The 14,679-nt window shown below is 47.3% G+C and carries 15 protein-coding genes; 6 read left to right on the forward strand and 9 right to left on the reverse strand.

The features are described from left to right. Positions 1-148 precede the first annotated feature (148 nt). The 5 genes from PN462_RS19115 to PN462_RS19135 form a co-directional block, all read right to left on the reverse strand. On the reverse strand, positions 149-1,447 hold the full coding sequence (locus PN462_RS19115) for a 30S ribosomal protein S1 (protein WP_272130427.1): 1,299 nt from the start codon (positions 1,445-1,447) through the stop codon (positions 149-151). 900 nt (positions 1,448-2,347) lie between these two features. After that, on the reverse strand, positions 2,348-2,872 hold the full coding sequence (gene nrdR, locus PN462_RS19120) for a transcriptional regulator NrdR (protein ID WP_272130428.1): 525 nt from the start codon (positions 2,870-2,872) through the stop codon (positions 2,348-2,350). A 207-nt stretch (positions 2,873-3,079) separates the two neighbouring features. Continuing rightward, the gene (locus tag PN462_RS19125) at positions 3,080-3,175 is read right to left on the reverse strand and encodes a photosystem II reaction center protein T (RefSeq protein WP_026222239.1); all 96 of its coding nucleotides are present in this window, start codon (positions 3,173-3,175) and stop codon (positions 3,080-3,082) included. A gap of 225 nt (positions 3,176-3,400) precedes the next feature. Next, entirely contained in the window at positions 3,401-4,924 is a 1,524-nt protein-coding gene (psbB, locus tag PN462_RS19130; RefSeq protein WP_272130429.1) for a photosystem II chlorophyll-binding protein CP47, read from the reverse strand. A gap of 351 nt (positions 4,925-5,275) precedes the next feature. Next, positions 5,276-5,587 carry a hypothetical protein gene (locus PN462_RS19135; protein WP_272130430.1) on the reverse strand — a complete coding sequence of 104 codons (312 nt, stop codon included), beginning with the start codon at positions 5,585-5,587 and terminating at the stop codon, positions 5,276-5,278. 230 nt (positions 5,588-5,817) lie between these two features. On the opposite strand from PN462_RS19135, the gene PN462_RS19140 reads away from it, so the two are divergent. Continuing rightward, positions 5,818-7,533 carry a DMT family transporter gene (locus tag PN462_RS19140; RefSeq protein WP_272130431.1) on the forward strand — a complete coding sequence of 572 codons (1,716 nt, stop codon included), beginning with the start codon at positions 5,818-5,820 and terminating at the stop codon, positions 7,531-7,533. Positions 7,534-7,567: 34 nt separating this feature from the next. Further along, positions 7,568-7,753 (forward strand): PCP reductase family protein, encoded by a 186-nt coding sequence (locus PN462_RS19145; protein ID WP_272130432.1) that lies wholly within the window; start codon positions 7,568-7,570, stop codon positions 7,751-7,753. Positions 7,754-7,979: 226 nt separating this feature from the next. On the opposite strand, the gene PN462_RS19150 is transcribed toward PN462_RS19145, so the two are convergent. The 4 genes from PN462_RS19150 to PN462_RS19165 form a co-directional block, all read right to left on the reverse strand. Then, entirely contained in the window at positions 7,980-8,516 is a 537-nt protein-coding gene (locus PN462_RS19150) for a tetratricopeptide repeat protein (protein WP_272130433.1), read from the reverse strand. Between the two features lie 72 nt (positions 8,517-8,588). Beyond that, on the reverse strand, positions 8,589-9,368 hold the full coding sequence (locus tag PN462_RS19155) for a transporter substrate-binding domain-containing protein (protein ID WP_272130434.1): 780 nt from the start codon (positions 9,366-9,368) through the stop codon (positions 8,589-8,591). A gap of 79 nt (positions 9,369-9,447) precedes the next feature. Continuing rightward, positions 9,448-9,972: a hypothetical protein gene (locus PN462_RS19160; RefSeq protein ID WP_272130435.1), complete on the reverse strand. Its 525-nt coding sequence runs from the start codon at positions 9,970-9,972 to the stop codon at positions 9,448-9,450. Beyond that, entirely contained in the window at positions 9,973-10,572 is a 600-nt protein-coding gene (locus tag PN462_RS19165; protein ID WP_272130436.1) for a TerD family protein, read from the reverse strand. A gap of 265 nt (positions 10,573-10,837) precedes the next feature. On the opposite strand from PN462_RS19165, the gene crtR reads away from it, so the two are divergent. From crtR to PN462_RS19185, 4 genes are all read left to right on the forward strand, one after another. Beyond that, complete coding sequence (gene crtR, locus PN462_RS19170; protein WP_443029228.1) at positions 10,838-11,785, forward strand: beta-carotene hydroxylase; 948 nt, start codon at positions 10,838-10,840, stop codon at positions 11,783-11,785. A gap of 133 nt (positions 11,786-11,918) precedes the next feature. Next, entirely contained in the window at positions 11,919-12,596 is a 678-nt protein-coding gene (locus tag PN462_RS19175) for a response regulator transcription factor (protein ID WP_272130438.1), read from the forward strand. 326 nt (positions 12,597-12,922) lie between these two features. After that, positions 12,923-14,242, forward strand: a complete 1,320-nt coding sequence (thrC, locus tag PN462_RS19180; protein ID WP_272130439.1) for a threonine synthase — start codon at positions 12,923-12,925, stop codon at positions 14,240-14,242. An 85-nt stretch (positions 14,243-14,327) separates the two neighbouring features. Then, a complete protein-coding gene (locus PN462_RS19185; RefSeq protein WP_272130440.1) occupies positions 14,328-14,603 on the forward strand; it encodes a MoaD/ThiS family protein in 276 nt (91 codons plus the stop codon). Positions 14,604-14,679 lie beyond the last annotated feature (76 nt).

The raw sequence follows: 14,679 nt of genomic DNA on the forward strand, positions 1-14,679 counted from the left end.
CCGCCCCCTTACAGCTAATCCGGTCTAGAGAAACGACCAGTAGTGTTAATCCGCAATACCCCTGGAGAGCTATTCGCAGCTACGGGAAGGTTATCTCTCCCCACTCCCCCACCTCACGAAGTAGGTGGGGGTCATTGAATGGTGCAACTTATTCCGTTGCACTAAAAACCGTTGCTTCCGGTTCTTCAGTTGCTTCCGGTTCTTCAGTTGCTTCCGCCACCGTTTCTTCTCCCTCATCGTCGGCCTCAGTCGTTGCTTCGACTTCCGCCACGGGGTCTTCCGGTTCACTGACCGCTTCAGTTTCGGTGGTTTCTTCGGTAGCTTCTTCAGTCACAGCTTCGGTGACTTCTTCGGTAGCTTCTTCAGTCACAGCTTCGGTGACTTCTTCGGTAGCTTCTTCAGTCACAGCTTCGGTTTCAGTGGTGTCTTCCTCCACAGGACTTTCCACGACTTCTTCTGTCGCTTCCTCCGACGCAGTTACCACTTCTTCCTCAGTGGCACTCACCTCTTCTGCATCCGGATCAATCCCTTGCTCCTGTTGTAGCAGTTTTTGACGATATTTCTCCGCCATTTCTTCTGCTTTCTCGAAGACTAACTCCCGATTCTTGAGCATATCACCCGGTTCGGGTTCGAGTTGCTTGGTGGACAGAGAAATCCGACCCCGTTCCGCATCAAGGTCAATAATCATCACCTTGAGTTCATCATTCACGGCAAAGACACTGTGGGGGGTGTCGATATGGTCGTGGGAAATTTCGGAAATGTGCAGCAGACCACTGACTCCGCCGATGTCGATAAATGCCCCGTAAGGCTTGATTCCCCGGACTGTACCGACGACCACTTCGCCTACTTGCAGACCATTCATTTTCCGTTCCACTAAGGCGCGGCGGTGACTCAAGACGAGGCGGTTACGGTCTTCATCCACTTCTAAGAATTTCAGGGGCAAGTCTTGACCCACTAAATCTTCTTTGGCCTGACGAGTGCTGATATGAGACCCCGGAATAAAGCCCCGCAGTCCTTCAATCCGCACTAATGCCCCCCCACGGTTGGTGGCAAAGACATTAGAACGCACTGTGGCATCTTCTGCTTGGAGTTGGCGAACCCGTTCCCAAGCCCGTAAATACTCAATCCGACGAATAGATAAGGTTAACTGCCCATCTTCGTTTTCGTCAGTCAGAATGAAGAATTCCCTTGTCTCTTCAGCCTTTAGTACCTCTTCGGGATCATCAACGCGGTTGATGGACATTTCTTGAATGGGGATATAGGCGGCGGTTTTTGCCCCAATATCAATTAATGCCCCTCTCGGTTCCATACTGAATACCGTCCCAGGGACAATATCCCCTGGACTAAAATGGTAATCGTACTGATCCAAGAGAGCAGCGAATTCTTCATGGGTAAACCCAATATCTTTTTTTTGATTATTGCTAGCAATTGTGTTCTGACTGACCATGTGTGTATTGTTTCCTCTGGGTTAGCTCCGTATTGTGTTGACTGAATTGATTGGGCGGTTTACAGTTCCTAGCTAAGTCGAAATAAGAACTCGAAATAAGAACTATTTTCGGTAAGTTTGACCTCTCCACTGGTTAAAATTAAAACTTCGTGGATTCCCAACGATACAATGCTACGCATCAGGCTAAAGCAATGATGCTTCGCGCTAGTCGTCTAGAGTTCCAAAGAGCCAATCTTTGGGGCAAGGCCAAAGCTACCCTACTGACCTTGGCTAGGTTTATACCTAACTGTATCTCTACTTTTCTTAACACCTTGGCTGCACCATAAGCATCAGCATTAATGGTTCTTCCCTGAGAATCTTGGTAAAATCCTCTTGTTTCCCGTTTTCCGGAGGGAGACCACCTTTCGGGTTTCTCACCAAATGTCGGTAGCCAATCATGACCTAAAAAAAGCTGATACAGGCTCTTCGTTATGATAACCAATGGTACGAGACTATTGTTCAAGGATTTTGTTTAGAATCTAGTCTGTAGTTTATGAAAATGCCTTATGAAGGCTCAATATGGGGACTCAAGAGAGGGATAGGGTTTACTTTTGTCTGGCCTGAATGCAGGAGAGACACCAGTTAGTCTTTTCAGAAGATAGACGCTCAGAAGATAGACCCTAGCAAACAACCGCCGACAGTTGAGGCAGGTTTCCTCTTGAGTGTGTACCTAATAGGGACAACCCTTTTTGATTCTCCTCTGCCTAAACCCCAGTTTTTAGACATCTCTCTAGACCTCTATCTCTAGACCTCTATGACGAGACCTCTAGGATGCGGTTATTGCTCCCATTTGAGTTTATCATTTTTTTGAATGCACAGAATTCTAATTCTAGCAGATTTTTGGGATGAATCTCACAATTCTTAGGAAGGAGTCATCAGTCGTGAGGACGGGGGCGGGGTGTTGGATGACCAATCTCCCTCTAAACCCGGTTCAAGCTGAGTTTGTAGATGGTTTAAGGTTTCGATGAAGTCTGCAACGCCTTGGAATTGGCGATACACGGAGGCAAAGCGGACATAGGCCACTTCGTTTTCCTGTTTGAGGGCGTGTAAGACTAATTCACCAATTTCTTGACTGCTGGCTTCTCGACTGGCTCGCTGTTGCAGTTTGGCCTCAATTTCATCGACTAGGGTTTCGAGTCGTTGATGAGGAATGCCTGTTTTTTCACAAGCTCGCACGATGCCGCGCAGGAGTTTGGAGCGATCAAAGGATTCCCGTCTCCCTTCCCGTTTGACAACAGTCATGGGGACAAACTCAATGCGTTCATAGGTGGTAAAACGGTGTTTGCAGTACAAACACTCTCGTCTGCGCCGGATGCTTTTCCCCGCTTCAGTGGAACGGGATTCCAGGACGCGACTTTCTGTATGTTGACAAGATGGACATTGCATGATTCTTGGAGCATAAAAGGTTAAGGGCTAAGTTGCAAGCAACTTTAGCCGTAACACCCCTTTTTGACCCAAAAGAAAGTGATACGGCTAGTAATTGCCTGAAAGAACCCGAATTCCTCCCCATAAGAATTAATACTTAGAGAAGGATTCATGCCTATTGTTGTTCTCTAGCGTTCTCTTGCTCAAGATGACTCTTACTCAAGCTGACTATTTCTCAATCCGGGGGGGTTCCCGAAACGCAATAGCAAAGAAGAGAACACCAATGGCGCAAGCTAAAACCAAAATGTAAGCAACACTTTCCATAATAAAAAATTAAATCAAGATACCTCTACTCCCTTAGTGTAGCAAGAAATGAACACATATCAACATAACAAACAAGGAGGGAATGCTCCCTCCTTGTTTGGCTGCCTGGCTAGGCTAGGTTAAATTTCCGGTTAAATTTCCGGTTAAATTTCCGGTTAAATTTTCAGGGTTAACCTCTAGTAGGCTATCAATGTCTAGCTTTCAACGAGCGGAATGCTAGGCAGTCTAGGCTTTCACCCGTGTGGATTCGTCACCCACTTTCTGGAACACACCCCATTCCACTTGTTCTTCGATGTCGGGGTCGATCCCGGCGAAGACATCTCGGTAGAGGGTACGAGACCCGTGCCAGATATGTCCGAAGAAGAATAGGAGGGCAAAGACGGCGTGGCCAAAGGTGAACCAACCGCGAGGGGAGGTACGGAAGACCCCATCCGAGTCTAAGGTTTCCCGGTCAAAGGCAAATGGCTCACCTAATTGCGCTTTCCGGGCGTATTTCTTGACTTTTAAGGGGTCATCAAAGGTTTGTCCGTCTAAAGCCCCGCCAAAGAAGGAAACGGTGACTCCGGCTTGCTCAACACTGTATTGAGATTCTGCCCGACGGAAGGGAATGTCAGCGCGGACTACTCCATCGGAGTCGGTTAAGACGACGGGGAAGGTTTCAAAGAAGTTGGGCATCCGACGGACGCTGAGTTCGCGGCCTTGGGCATCTTTGAAGACCGGGTGGCCTAACCATTCTTCGGCGATACCGTCTCCGGTATTCATCGGCCCAACGCGGAATAAACCGCCTTTGGCTGGGCTGTTGCCGATGTAGTTGTAGAAGGCCAGTTTTTCGGGGATTTTAGACCAAGCCTCAGAACGGCTATCCCCCGCGGCCATGTTGGCTTGTACCCGACGGTCAATTTCTTCTTGGAAGTAACCTTGATCCCACTGATAGCGGGTGGGGCCAAAGAGTTCAATGGGGGTAGTCGCGCTACCGTACCACATGGTTCCGGCTACGACGAAGGCGGCAAAGAAGACGGCGGCGATACTGCTAGAGAGAACCGTCTCGATGTTCCCCATCCGTAAGGCTTTGTAGAGGCGTTCGGGGGGACGGACGGTTAAGTGGAATAATCCGGCGATAATGCCGACAATTCCGGCTGCAATGTGGTGTGCCACGACCCCGCCGGGGTTAAAGGGGTTGAATCCGGCGGCTCCCCATTCGGGGGCGACGGGTTCGACGTGGCCGGTGAGGCCGTAGGCATCGGAAATCCACATTCCGGGGCCAAAGAGTCCGGTGAGGTGGAATGCCCCAAAGCCGAAGCAGAGTAAGCCGGACAGGAATAAGTGGATGCCGAACATTTTCGGCAGGTCGAGGGCAGGTTCGCCCGTGCGGGGGTCTCTGAATAATTCTAAGTCCCAGTAAACCCAGTGCCAGCAGGCAGCGAGGAATAAGAGACCTGCGAGAACGATATGCGCGATCGCAACCCCTTCAAAAGACCAAATACCGGGGTCGGTGTACGGTTCTCCGGTGACGTTCCAACCGCCCCAAGAGGTAGTTACCCCTAAGCGGGCCATAAAGGGCATAACAAACATCCCTTGTCGCCACATGGGGTTAAGAACGACATCACTAGGATCAAAAACGGCCAATTCGTAAAGGGCCATGGAGCCAGCCCAACCGGCCACTAATGCGGTGTGCATGAGGTGGACGGCGATGAGGCGGCCTGGGTCGTTAATTACGACAGTATGAACTCTGTACCAAGGTAGTCCCATCGACTACTCTCCTCCTATCGAAAATCTTGTTAGCGTGAGTATTTTTAGGAAGTATTTCCATCGTCTAGACCCCAGAAACAGAGGGTAGGTTGTCCTGTGTCCTTTGTCAGGTGTCCTTTGTTGGGGTTGACCTTCCCCAACTGGCTGAACGATACAGCCATGATTCCCTTGCCGAAGGCTCAGGAATGTCTTTGCTTAATACTTCAAAGCTGGAAGTTGCTTCCCTTGGGAGGGTCGCATGACTCTCGGCTTCATGGAACAAACTGAAGCGAATACGGTTCGCTTCCTTTTTTTAAAAGTTGTTTAAAGAAGTGTAAACGATTATGAGAGTGTTCTGCAAGTGGGATTATTTTAGGCCGAGGCACGATTAAACACCGTTTCGGCTTCCATGAGTTTAGCGATCGCTTGTTCTGCCGAAATTAATCGCTTTAAGACAACTTGGCCAATGCCGGAGTCGGAGTCGGCCAAATTGAGGGGACGCACTTCAATCATCAGCACGGCTTCTTCTACTTGATACAGCCATAACCGTTCCCCATGGTCTATAATCCCCAAATCCAGACGCAGGATGTCTGGCCGTCGTCGCCAAACGCTTTCATTCCACAGGCCGCCAAATTCCCAAACCCGGCCTACTCCCCAACCCTCTGAGAGAAAAAAGTATTTCACGGTTACTCTAAATGTGTGGTCTTTGCGTACAATGTCGAAAATGGCAGTGGTTTTCCGCCCTTAAAAGAATATAAGGATTTACAAAAATCTATCATTCGGGGGGATAACAGCGAAGAAGTAGCCTACAATCGACAGAGAACAGTCCACAACTTTCTCACAATCAGACGGTGTTGTGCAATCGGATTGTAGGTTTGTGAGAGTCAGTCGAATGGCGTAGAGGTCTATTTCTAATGGGGCAACTGGATCAACAACCGGATCAGAATCCTGAAACGGCACAAGAGAATTTACAAGCAATTACCGAGGAACTCGAACAGCTTAAAAGTAGCTTGGTTCTGCAACTGCATCAAGAAATTGATCAACTGCAAAATCGCAAAACGCGACTTTTGGCAGAAACGGAGCAATTGGAGTTACAACGCCAAGAAAAAGCGGAGCAGCAGCACGCCTTGGCTCAACAATTAGCTCCGGTGATTGCGGAACAGATTTTGGAGCATTTGCGCGATCGCTTGACTCAGGGATCAAATGCCTTTGAGGGGAGCGTCTCCAATGGGTCTTTAGATAATTACAATGACAACGCCTATCGGCTGATCGCGTCGTTAGATACGACATTGCGAACTACCTTTAAAACCCTACAACAAGACCTCAACAGCTATCAAAGTTCCCTGTCTCAACAGTTGGGACAAATGTATAACTTGGAACAACAGGGAGAAGTCCTGCTCGATACCCTAGTTGACCGTTTAAAGGCAGAATTGCAACAAGATACGGTGAGTTCTCCCTCCTCTCCCACGGTGAAACCTCCCACGGTGAGACGGCCAGAACTCCCCCCTCCCCCGAAACCCCCCTCCCAGCGAGAGGGTCGTCCGACCAAACCCCCAGAATCCCAAAAATCCCCACAACCTCCGAAACGAGTTAGCAAATCTCAAATCCAGTTGGGGTTTTTGCTCATTTTGTTATCTTCTTTGGCACTCTCGTTCCAGAATGTTGTTATTAAACTGATTTTATCCTCCTTCGCCCTTTTCCCTTGGCTATTTGGGGAACAATTTACCCTAGGAGGTTATATTTCTCCGGGGTTTGGCAACTCAATTTTGATTCTCTGTTTACGAATGGTGGTGGTTGTTCCCCTGATGTCGGTTCTCGCTCAATTTCTTTATCCGAACAGTTGGCCGGATATTCGCCGTTTTTTCCAGTCTGGGGATAAAGATGCCTATTGGAAAGTTGTCGGCTGTGGTTTCTTCTTGTTTGTCTCCTCGGTCTTCATTTACATGGCCTTAGGACAATTAACCCCTGGGGTGGCCTTAACTCTATTCTTCGTTTTCCCCATTGTCACTGTGTTAATGTCTTGGCTCTTTTTTGGTGAACGACCGTCTTGGGTACGTGCTGTTGCCACCGTTGTTGTTTTGGGAGGAGTTAGCCTCATTCAGTTAGCCTCCGGTGGGGATACGGTGAGTTTATCTGGTGCCGGGGTGACATTTGCAATTTTAGCCGGGGTGACATTTGCGTTTCATGTTCTGTTGATTCAAGCCTGTACCAAAAAATTACACCCTGTTCCTTTTAGTGTTCTCAATTTTGGGGTAATTTTGCTGTTTTCAGTCTTGTTTCTCTTACTGTTAATGGTAGCCCCGTTACCCACTAATATGCAGATTGAGGTTGATCCCACCATGCAAGTCAATATTCTGATTAGTGGTTTAGTTTTAGGTGGACTGACTCTCTTGAGTTATCTGTTAAATAGTATTGGGATCACTTATATTGGGGCAGCACGAGCTTCTATTATTGGCGCGACTGGGCCAGCGTTAACCTCAATTGCTGCTTTGATTGTCATTGGAGAAGGATTAACCCAAGGAGAAACTTGGGGAATGGTACTGGTGACAGTGGGGGTTTTGATTTTGAATTTAGAACGGTTTTTTGCTCCTAAAGCGAAACCGCGTCAATCCCAACAAAATCAGAAGTAAGTGTAGTCCTTTCAAGACTAAGGAGGAAGTTTAGATGGGAAATTCTGAGTTTGCCGAGATTTTATCTTGGACTCCTGAAGCGAAGCAAAAGTTGAAGAATATTCCATATTTCGTGCGATCGCAAGCCCGTCAACGCATTGAAGAATTAGCACGAGAGGCGGAAACTTCGGTGGTGACGGTGGATATTGTGGAGCAAGCTCGCTTGGAGTTTGGACAGTGAATTGGGTAATGGGAGATGGGGGAGATGGGGAAGATGGGGGATATAGGGAAAAAGAAGAACAAATAACCAAGAACTAACAACCAACAACTGTTCCCTTTTACTCCCCTTGACACAACCTATTGAGAAATACTAGAGATATGCGTTATGAAGGAGGGCATTTGGCCCGCTATTTTTTATCAACAAATAGAGCTAGGAAAGAGCTTCCCAAAAAAGATATTTTGGGACATTAACTCGATGTTCCGAGGCGTTTTTGTAGGGACTCTACTCGTTTTTTGGCAATCGAATTATTGGGATCATAGTTGAGGGTTTCTTGATAGGCTTCTAAGGCAGCAGCAGGTTGTTTTTTCTTCTCGTAGGCATTACCTAAGTTATTTAAAGCAATGACATAATCAGGATAATTTTTTAAGGCTTCCTTGTAGTTCCGAATGGCTAAATCTGGTTGTTCTTGGGAATAATAACTATAACCCAGTGCATTGTAAATTAAAGCAATATTTTCTGGCTCAACTTCCTCCTTTTCCGCTTTTTTAATCGCCTTTTGAAAAAGCTGAATTGCTTGGACAAAAAGGTTTTTATCTAAATACAGACTGCCGAGTTCGTAGTATTCTTGAGCAGTGCCTTGCTCTTTTTGGAGCTTCTTCTGTAAACGAGAAAAGCGGCTTTCACGTCGGCGGACTCGGATAATTTGCTGGAAGACAAAAAAGGCAATCCCAGCTAGTAAAACCAGTAAGATGGAAACATAAAGAGTGGGTAAATATTCTTTCATAATGCTTTGGTGACTGAACCCGTACAAATTTTGACGCAATTCTCAAGATATCATTATCTTTGACGGGTCTCATCACCAATCGAGTCCCCAATACTCCCGTCGTTGGGGTAGCCATCCAGAGGTTTCCCATTGCGCGATCGCGCGATTCACCCGCAGATACAACTCACTCTGTTGTCTCCCCTTGGGAAGGGCAATAGAAAGGGGAGACATCCCTAAATTGACAGGAATAAGGCGATATTGGGGGTAGTCTTGCACCCAGCCCACCAAAACCGCGCGATCGCCCGCAAAAACCGCCACTTCTCCCGTTTCCAGTTTCTCCAATGCCTCCTGATAGGACTCCACCCCCAGCAGTTGAATATTAGGCATAGCGTGGCGGACCGTAGGAATCGTTCTCGATTGCTTTAAAACCGCCACTTTTAGCCCTTGTAAGTCGTTTAAACTATCGAGATCAGGATTTAGGGTGACAAACGTGGTGCTGTTGAGGTAATAATAACGGCTAAAATGAACTAGGCGAGCGCGGGCAGGAGTGGCGGTAAGATGCGCGATCGCTAAATCCACCTCCCCCTCCATCACCTCCTCTAAACGGGCCTCATTGCTCACCGGTTTTAACACCACGGCCTCCGCACTCCCCAACAACTCCTCCGCCAATTTCCGCGCCATATCAATTTCGAGTCCCCGTAACTCCCCCCTCTCATCCCGAAACCCCAAAGGCCGCAAATTATCCTTAACCGCAATCACAATTTTCCCCCGTTGTTGAATGGTAGCCAATTCTGCGGCCCCCACAGGAGAGAGAGAAAGGGGAGAGATAAACAGCGTAAGGGCTAAACTCAGGTTAGCAAACTGAGATTTCATAGGAGCTTTTAGAGTTGAGAGTTGAGAATGGTTGAACCACTCCAGACACAGAAGACACAGAGAGATCAGAGGAGAGAGATTAAGTTTGGGGCAATCTATCTAAGATGAAATCCGCCGCACAACAGAGACTTCTTAAACCATTTCCCTGTTCCCACCAGCCTCTCACTTTACGAGGAGTCGCCCACAACTGCAAATGCTCTACCGGAGGATCAGCATAGAAACCCTCTTTCCCCTCCCCTAATAAAGCGGAACTCCAATGGGTAAAATGATCATGACTGAGCCGATATAAGGGGAAATTACCTAACTGGGGTACACCCCAACCATCTAAGGCGAAAAAAGCGTTAATTTCTAGACCTGCATTTTGGGCTTGTATTGCAGCTCGCATTCCCCCCACCACCCCCGCACTAAACGCAATGACGGCCACAGATTGAGAGGAGTGACTTCTTTTTTCTTGTAAAAAGCGATAAATCTCACCTCCGGCATAGGGGGGATGGGTGTGCGTCGGGAAAACCAGGACATTAGGTGCATTGAGAAACCCCATCTCTTGTAAAAAAGACTGGGTGAGAGCTTCCTCATGAAACCCCGGACAAAGAAGCAAACTCATCTAACTATACATTCGTTCAATCTCCTGTAATCCCTGCACTTGAATGCCTTCTCCCACCGCTTGCATTTGCCAATCATCTCCCTCTCGGTATAACTCCGCCATGATCATCCCCGTCATGCCATCGTAAGACCCCCCAGACAGGTTATACTGGGCAATCTCTTGATTGGTTTCTAAATTCACCAAGCGCACAAAGGCGTTATTGACGTGGCTGAAGTCTTGATTCCGTTGTTGAGACTTATAAATATTGACCACAAAGATTAATTTATGGAAATCAGCAGGCATTTGGGGTAGATCAACCACAATTTGCTCGTCGTCTCCTTCTCCTGCTCCCGTTAAATTATCCCCCAGATGGGTAATTGCCCCTGATGAGTGGCGCAGGTTGCCGAAGTAAATTAAGTTACTCCGGTTTTTGAGTTTCCCTTGTGCATCGAGACAGAGGACTGAGGAATCGAGATCATAATCCTGTTGACCGGAAAAGAGGCCGAGAATGCCGCCTTTGCTTTCTGCGACATCCCAACCTAACCCTAACAGCACTCGCTTTAGGCCGGGGGCTTCTTTGACGAGAGAAATGCGTTGTCCTTTTTTCAGATTGATTGACATGGTTTGGGTAATGGGTAATCGGTAATCGGTAATCGGTAATTGTTCCAACTATTTTATCTTAATGTCGCAAGAAGACCCTCAACTCGGTTGATGGGGCGAATTGCGACAATCAACTTGACAGACTGACAGAGGGGAAAAGACATTGATCTCCCTGTATCGTTCTCTGAAATCGGCTATTTTCTCGAATCCTGACGGAAAAAGGCGATAAACTTTACAATTAGTTTTACGTTTCGCAAACAATCTTAAACAAGGAATTATGTCAACGATGCAGGTGGCGAGCAAGCCTCTGTCTGTTCCCAAACACTTTTTGAACCCTCCAGGGGGCTGGAATCCCAATGTCTGGATTGGTCTGGCTTCTGTGTCTATTTTTGCCCTGTCTTGTTGCGGGTATTGGCTTTGGGGATGGTGGAGTTGGTGTTGTTTTTGGCTGAATGTGCTGGCGGTGCATCTGTCAGGATCGGTGATCCATGATGCCTGTCATAAGGCTGCCCATTCTAACCGCATTATCAATGCTATGTTAGGGCATATTAGTGCGTTGATGTTGGGGTTTGCCTTTCCGGTGTTTACCCGTGTTCACCTGCAACACCACGCCCATGTGAATGATCCCAAAAATGACCCGGATCATTTTGTGTCAACGGGAGGCCCGTTGTTGTTGATTGCTCCTCGCTTCTTTTATCATGAGGTGTTTTTCTTTAAACGCCGTTTGTGGAAGAAGTACGAGTTATTGGAGTGGTTTTTGAGTCGGTTATTTTTGGTGACGGTGGTGCTGGTGTCGCTGCATTTTGGCTTTTTTGCCTTTGTGGTGAATTACTGGTTTTCTCCGGCGTTGGTGGTGGGGATTACGTTGGGATTATTCTTTGATTATCTGCCCCATCGGCCTTTTGAGGAGCGCGATCGCTGGAAAAATGCCAGAGTCTATGCCAGTCCCCTCCTCAATCTCCTCATTATGGGGCAAAATTATCACCTCGTTCACCATCTCTGGCCCTCTATCCCCTGGTATTGGTATCAACCCGCCTACCAAGCCACTAAACCGTTATTAGAGTCAAAAGGAAGTCCCCTCTGTTCAGGACTTTTAGAAAGTCCCAAGGATTTTTGGGGCTTTGTCTATGATATTTTTATCGGTATCCGGTGGCATCGTTCCCACCCCAAACCGTCAACCCCGTTAACCGCCGAGAGGCCAGAGCAAAAGGTTGGCTCTCAAAGTGTTTTGTAACCGGGATTAATTACACTGTATTGATGACCTGTGATGAGTTTTTCCATTCCTTGTGCGGCTCACGGACTGTTGCATCCGTCCCCCTTGCCTCTTAAACGCTAGTCAGAGAATTCTCCCATCTCTATAATTTGCCATGTCTTCTGATGCTTCCCCCAATCCTCTCCGTCTCCTCATTGTTGAGGATGATCCCATGATGCAGTTGGGGTTAGAACAAAATTTAGCCCAATATCCCCAATTTACAATCGTAGGACAAGCAGAAGATGGCTACATTGCAGTGGAGGCCGCCCATCAACTCCAACCGGATTTAGTCATTATGGATATTGGCCTGCCTCGCTTAGATGGCATCGAGGCCACAAAGCAAATTAAATCCTCCCATCCCGACATTCGGGTGGTGATGTTAACGTCTCACACGGTACAAACGGAGGTCATTGCGGCGTTATCCAGTGGGGCAGATGCCTATTGTATCAAGGGGGCGGAGACTGATCGCCTGATTACGGCCCTAGAAGCAGCCGGAGAAGGGGCCAGTTATCTTGATCCCCAAGTGGCTCGCTTGGTGTTGGATAATCTGCAATCTCCCCGCCCCCCCAGTCCCTCGGATGCGACCTCTCCTCCCATTACCAATTTATCCGAGCGTGAGTCGGAAGTCCTCAATTTGATTGTGCAGGGGAAAAGTAATACAGAAATTGCCAAGATTCTCTTTCTCAGTCCCAATACGGTGAAAACTCATGTCCGAGGGTTGATGAATAAGTTGTCTGTGGATGACCGGGTTCAAGCGGCAGTCGTGGCGTTGCGATCGGGTTTAGTACAGTAAACAGTAAACAGTAAACAGTAAAGTGAGGATTCGTTTTGCTTATTATAAACAGAAGCTCAGAACCCAAGCATAGCAAGGCTTTTAGCAATTTTAACCCCTCTTGACGCTCTTAATAGCGTCTTTTTTTTGCTTGATTTTGTAAAGAAATATTAAGCAAAAAAATTCTTAAAACTATATGTAATGTTGCGTAACTAAAAATTTAACTTAAAACACTGTATATAGTGTTTTTATTTAATCCCGACTTTTTATATCGGGTATATTTGACGCTGTTTTGTTGCCCGTGCTACTATCAAGCGCAATTGGACAAAAGGACAGGAAAAGCAGCGATGACACAGGCACTAGAAACTCAACTCAACACTCAGATCAAGAACAGCACCTCCGCCACCTTCACGAAATTAGTTTCTAAAGAAGGTGGTTTTGAGTACGACCTCGATCCCATTAATATTTGCGAAAATACCTTTGCTCCCCTAGAAGTAGCTTACGATTACGATAAAATCCGCGCCACAGTCACACGGGAAACCATTGAGGCCGGCCCCAACTCCATTTGGCGGTATCGTCCTTTCCTCCCAGTCGCAACGGATAATGTCATTGATGTGGGAACGGGGATGACTCCCTTAGTCAAGTCCACTCGCTTGGCTCGTCGTCTGGGGTTGAAAAATCTCTACATTAAAAACGATGCGGTCAATATGCCGACGCTGAGTTTCAAAGATCGAGTTGTGTCTGTGGCCTTAACTCGCGCTAGAGAATTTGGTTTTTCTACTGTATCCTGTGCCAGTACCGGGAATTTGGCGAACTCTACAGCCGCCATTGCTTCCCATGCAGGTTTAGAATGTTGTGTCTTTATCCCGGCTGATCTCGAAGCGGGTAAAGTGTTGGGGACGCTCATTTATAACCCCATTGTCATGGCCGTGAAAGGCAATTATGACCAAGTGAACCGTCTCTGCTCTGAAGTCGCCAACACCCACGGTTGGGGATTTGTGAATATTAACCTCCGTCCTTACTATTCTGAAGGCTCAAAAACCTTAGCTTATGAAGTGGCAGAACAATTAGGGTGGCAATTACCTGATCACATTGTTGCTCCTATCGCCTCTGGTTCGCTCTACACCAAGATTCACAAAGGTTTTAAAGAATTTGCGAAAGTTGGCTTAGTGGAAGATAAAGATGTTCGTTGCAGTGGAGCGCAGGCCGAAGGCTGTTCTCCCGTGGCTCAAGCCTTTAAAGAAGGTCGGGACTTTGTAGCCCCTGTGAAGCCCAATACCATTGCGAAATCCATTGCCATCGGGAATCCGGCTGATGGGGTGTATGCTTTAGAACAAGCCCGGAAAACCAACGGCCACATTGAATCTGTCACCGATGCGGAAATCATCGAAGGGATTAAACTCCTCGCCGAAACTGAAGGCATTTTCACCGAAACCGCCGGGGGAACAACTATTGCAGTTCTCAAGAAATTAGCGGAAGAAGGGAAAATTGACCCCGATGAAACCACTGTTGCTTACATCACCGGAAATGGTCTGAAAACCCAAGAAGCGGTACAAGGCTACATCGGTGAACCCCTCGCCATTGACCCGAAATTGGACAGCTTTGAGCGTGCGTGGGACCGGGCCCAGACCCTCGAACGTCTTGACTGGCAACAAGTTTTAGTTTAATTTTTGTTTGGTTCTTGGTCACTTGTTTAGGTGTTCCCTAAACAGGTGGCTTCTGTTTGCATCATCGTTTCAGTTGTATAACCTTATGGCAATCAAAGTTTTAGTTCCGACTCCCCTACAAAAATTCACCAATAATCAAGCCACCATTGAAGCGACTGGGGGCAATGTTCAGGAGTTAATTGATTCTCTGGAGAGTGCTTGTCCGGGGATTAAAGATCGGATTTGTGATGAAAGTGGGAAACCCCGTCGTTTTCTCAATCTCTATGTGAATAGTGAAGATATTCGCTTTTTAGAGGGGGTGGACACTCAGCTTAATGATGGGGATGAAGTGAGTATTGTTCCTGCCGTTGCTGGAGGCTAGATAAGCCATCACAGGTTTTTTATATTCTGTATTATGTAGGGATGTTGCCAGCAATGTCCCTACATTATTGTGTTTA

Origin of the sequence: Spirulina sp. CS-785/01 (genome assembly GCF_028330525.1) — a bacterium.
Lineage (GTDB): Bacteria > Cyanobacteriota > Cyanobacteriia > Cyanobacteriales > Spirulinaceae > JAQMSD01.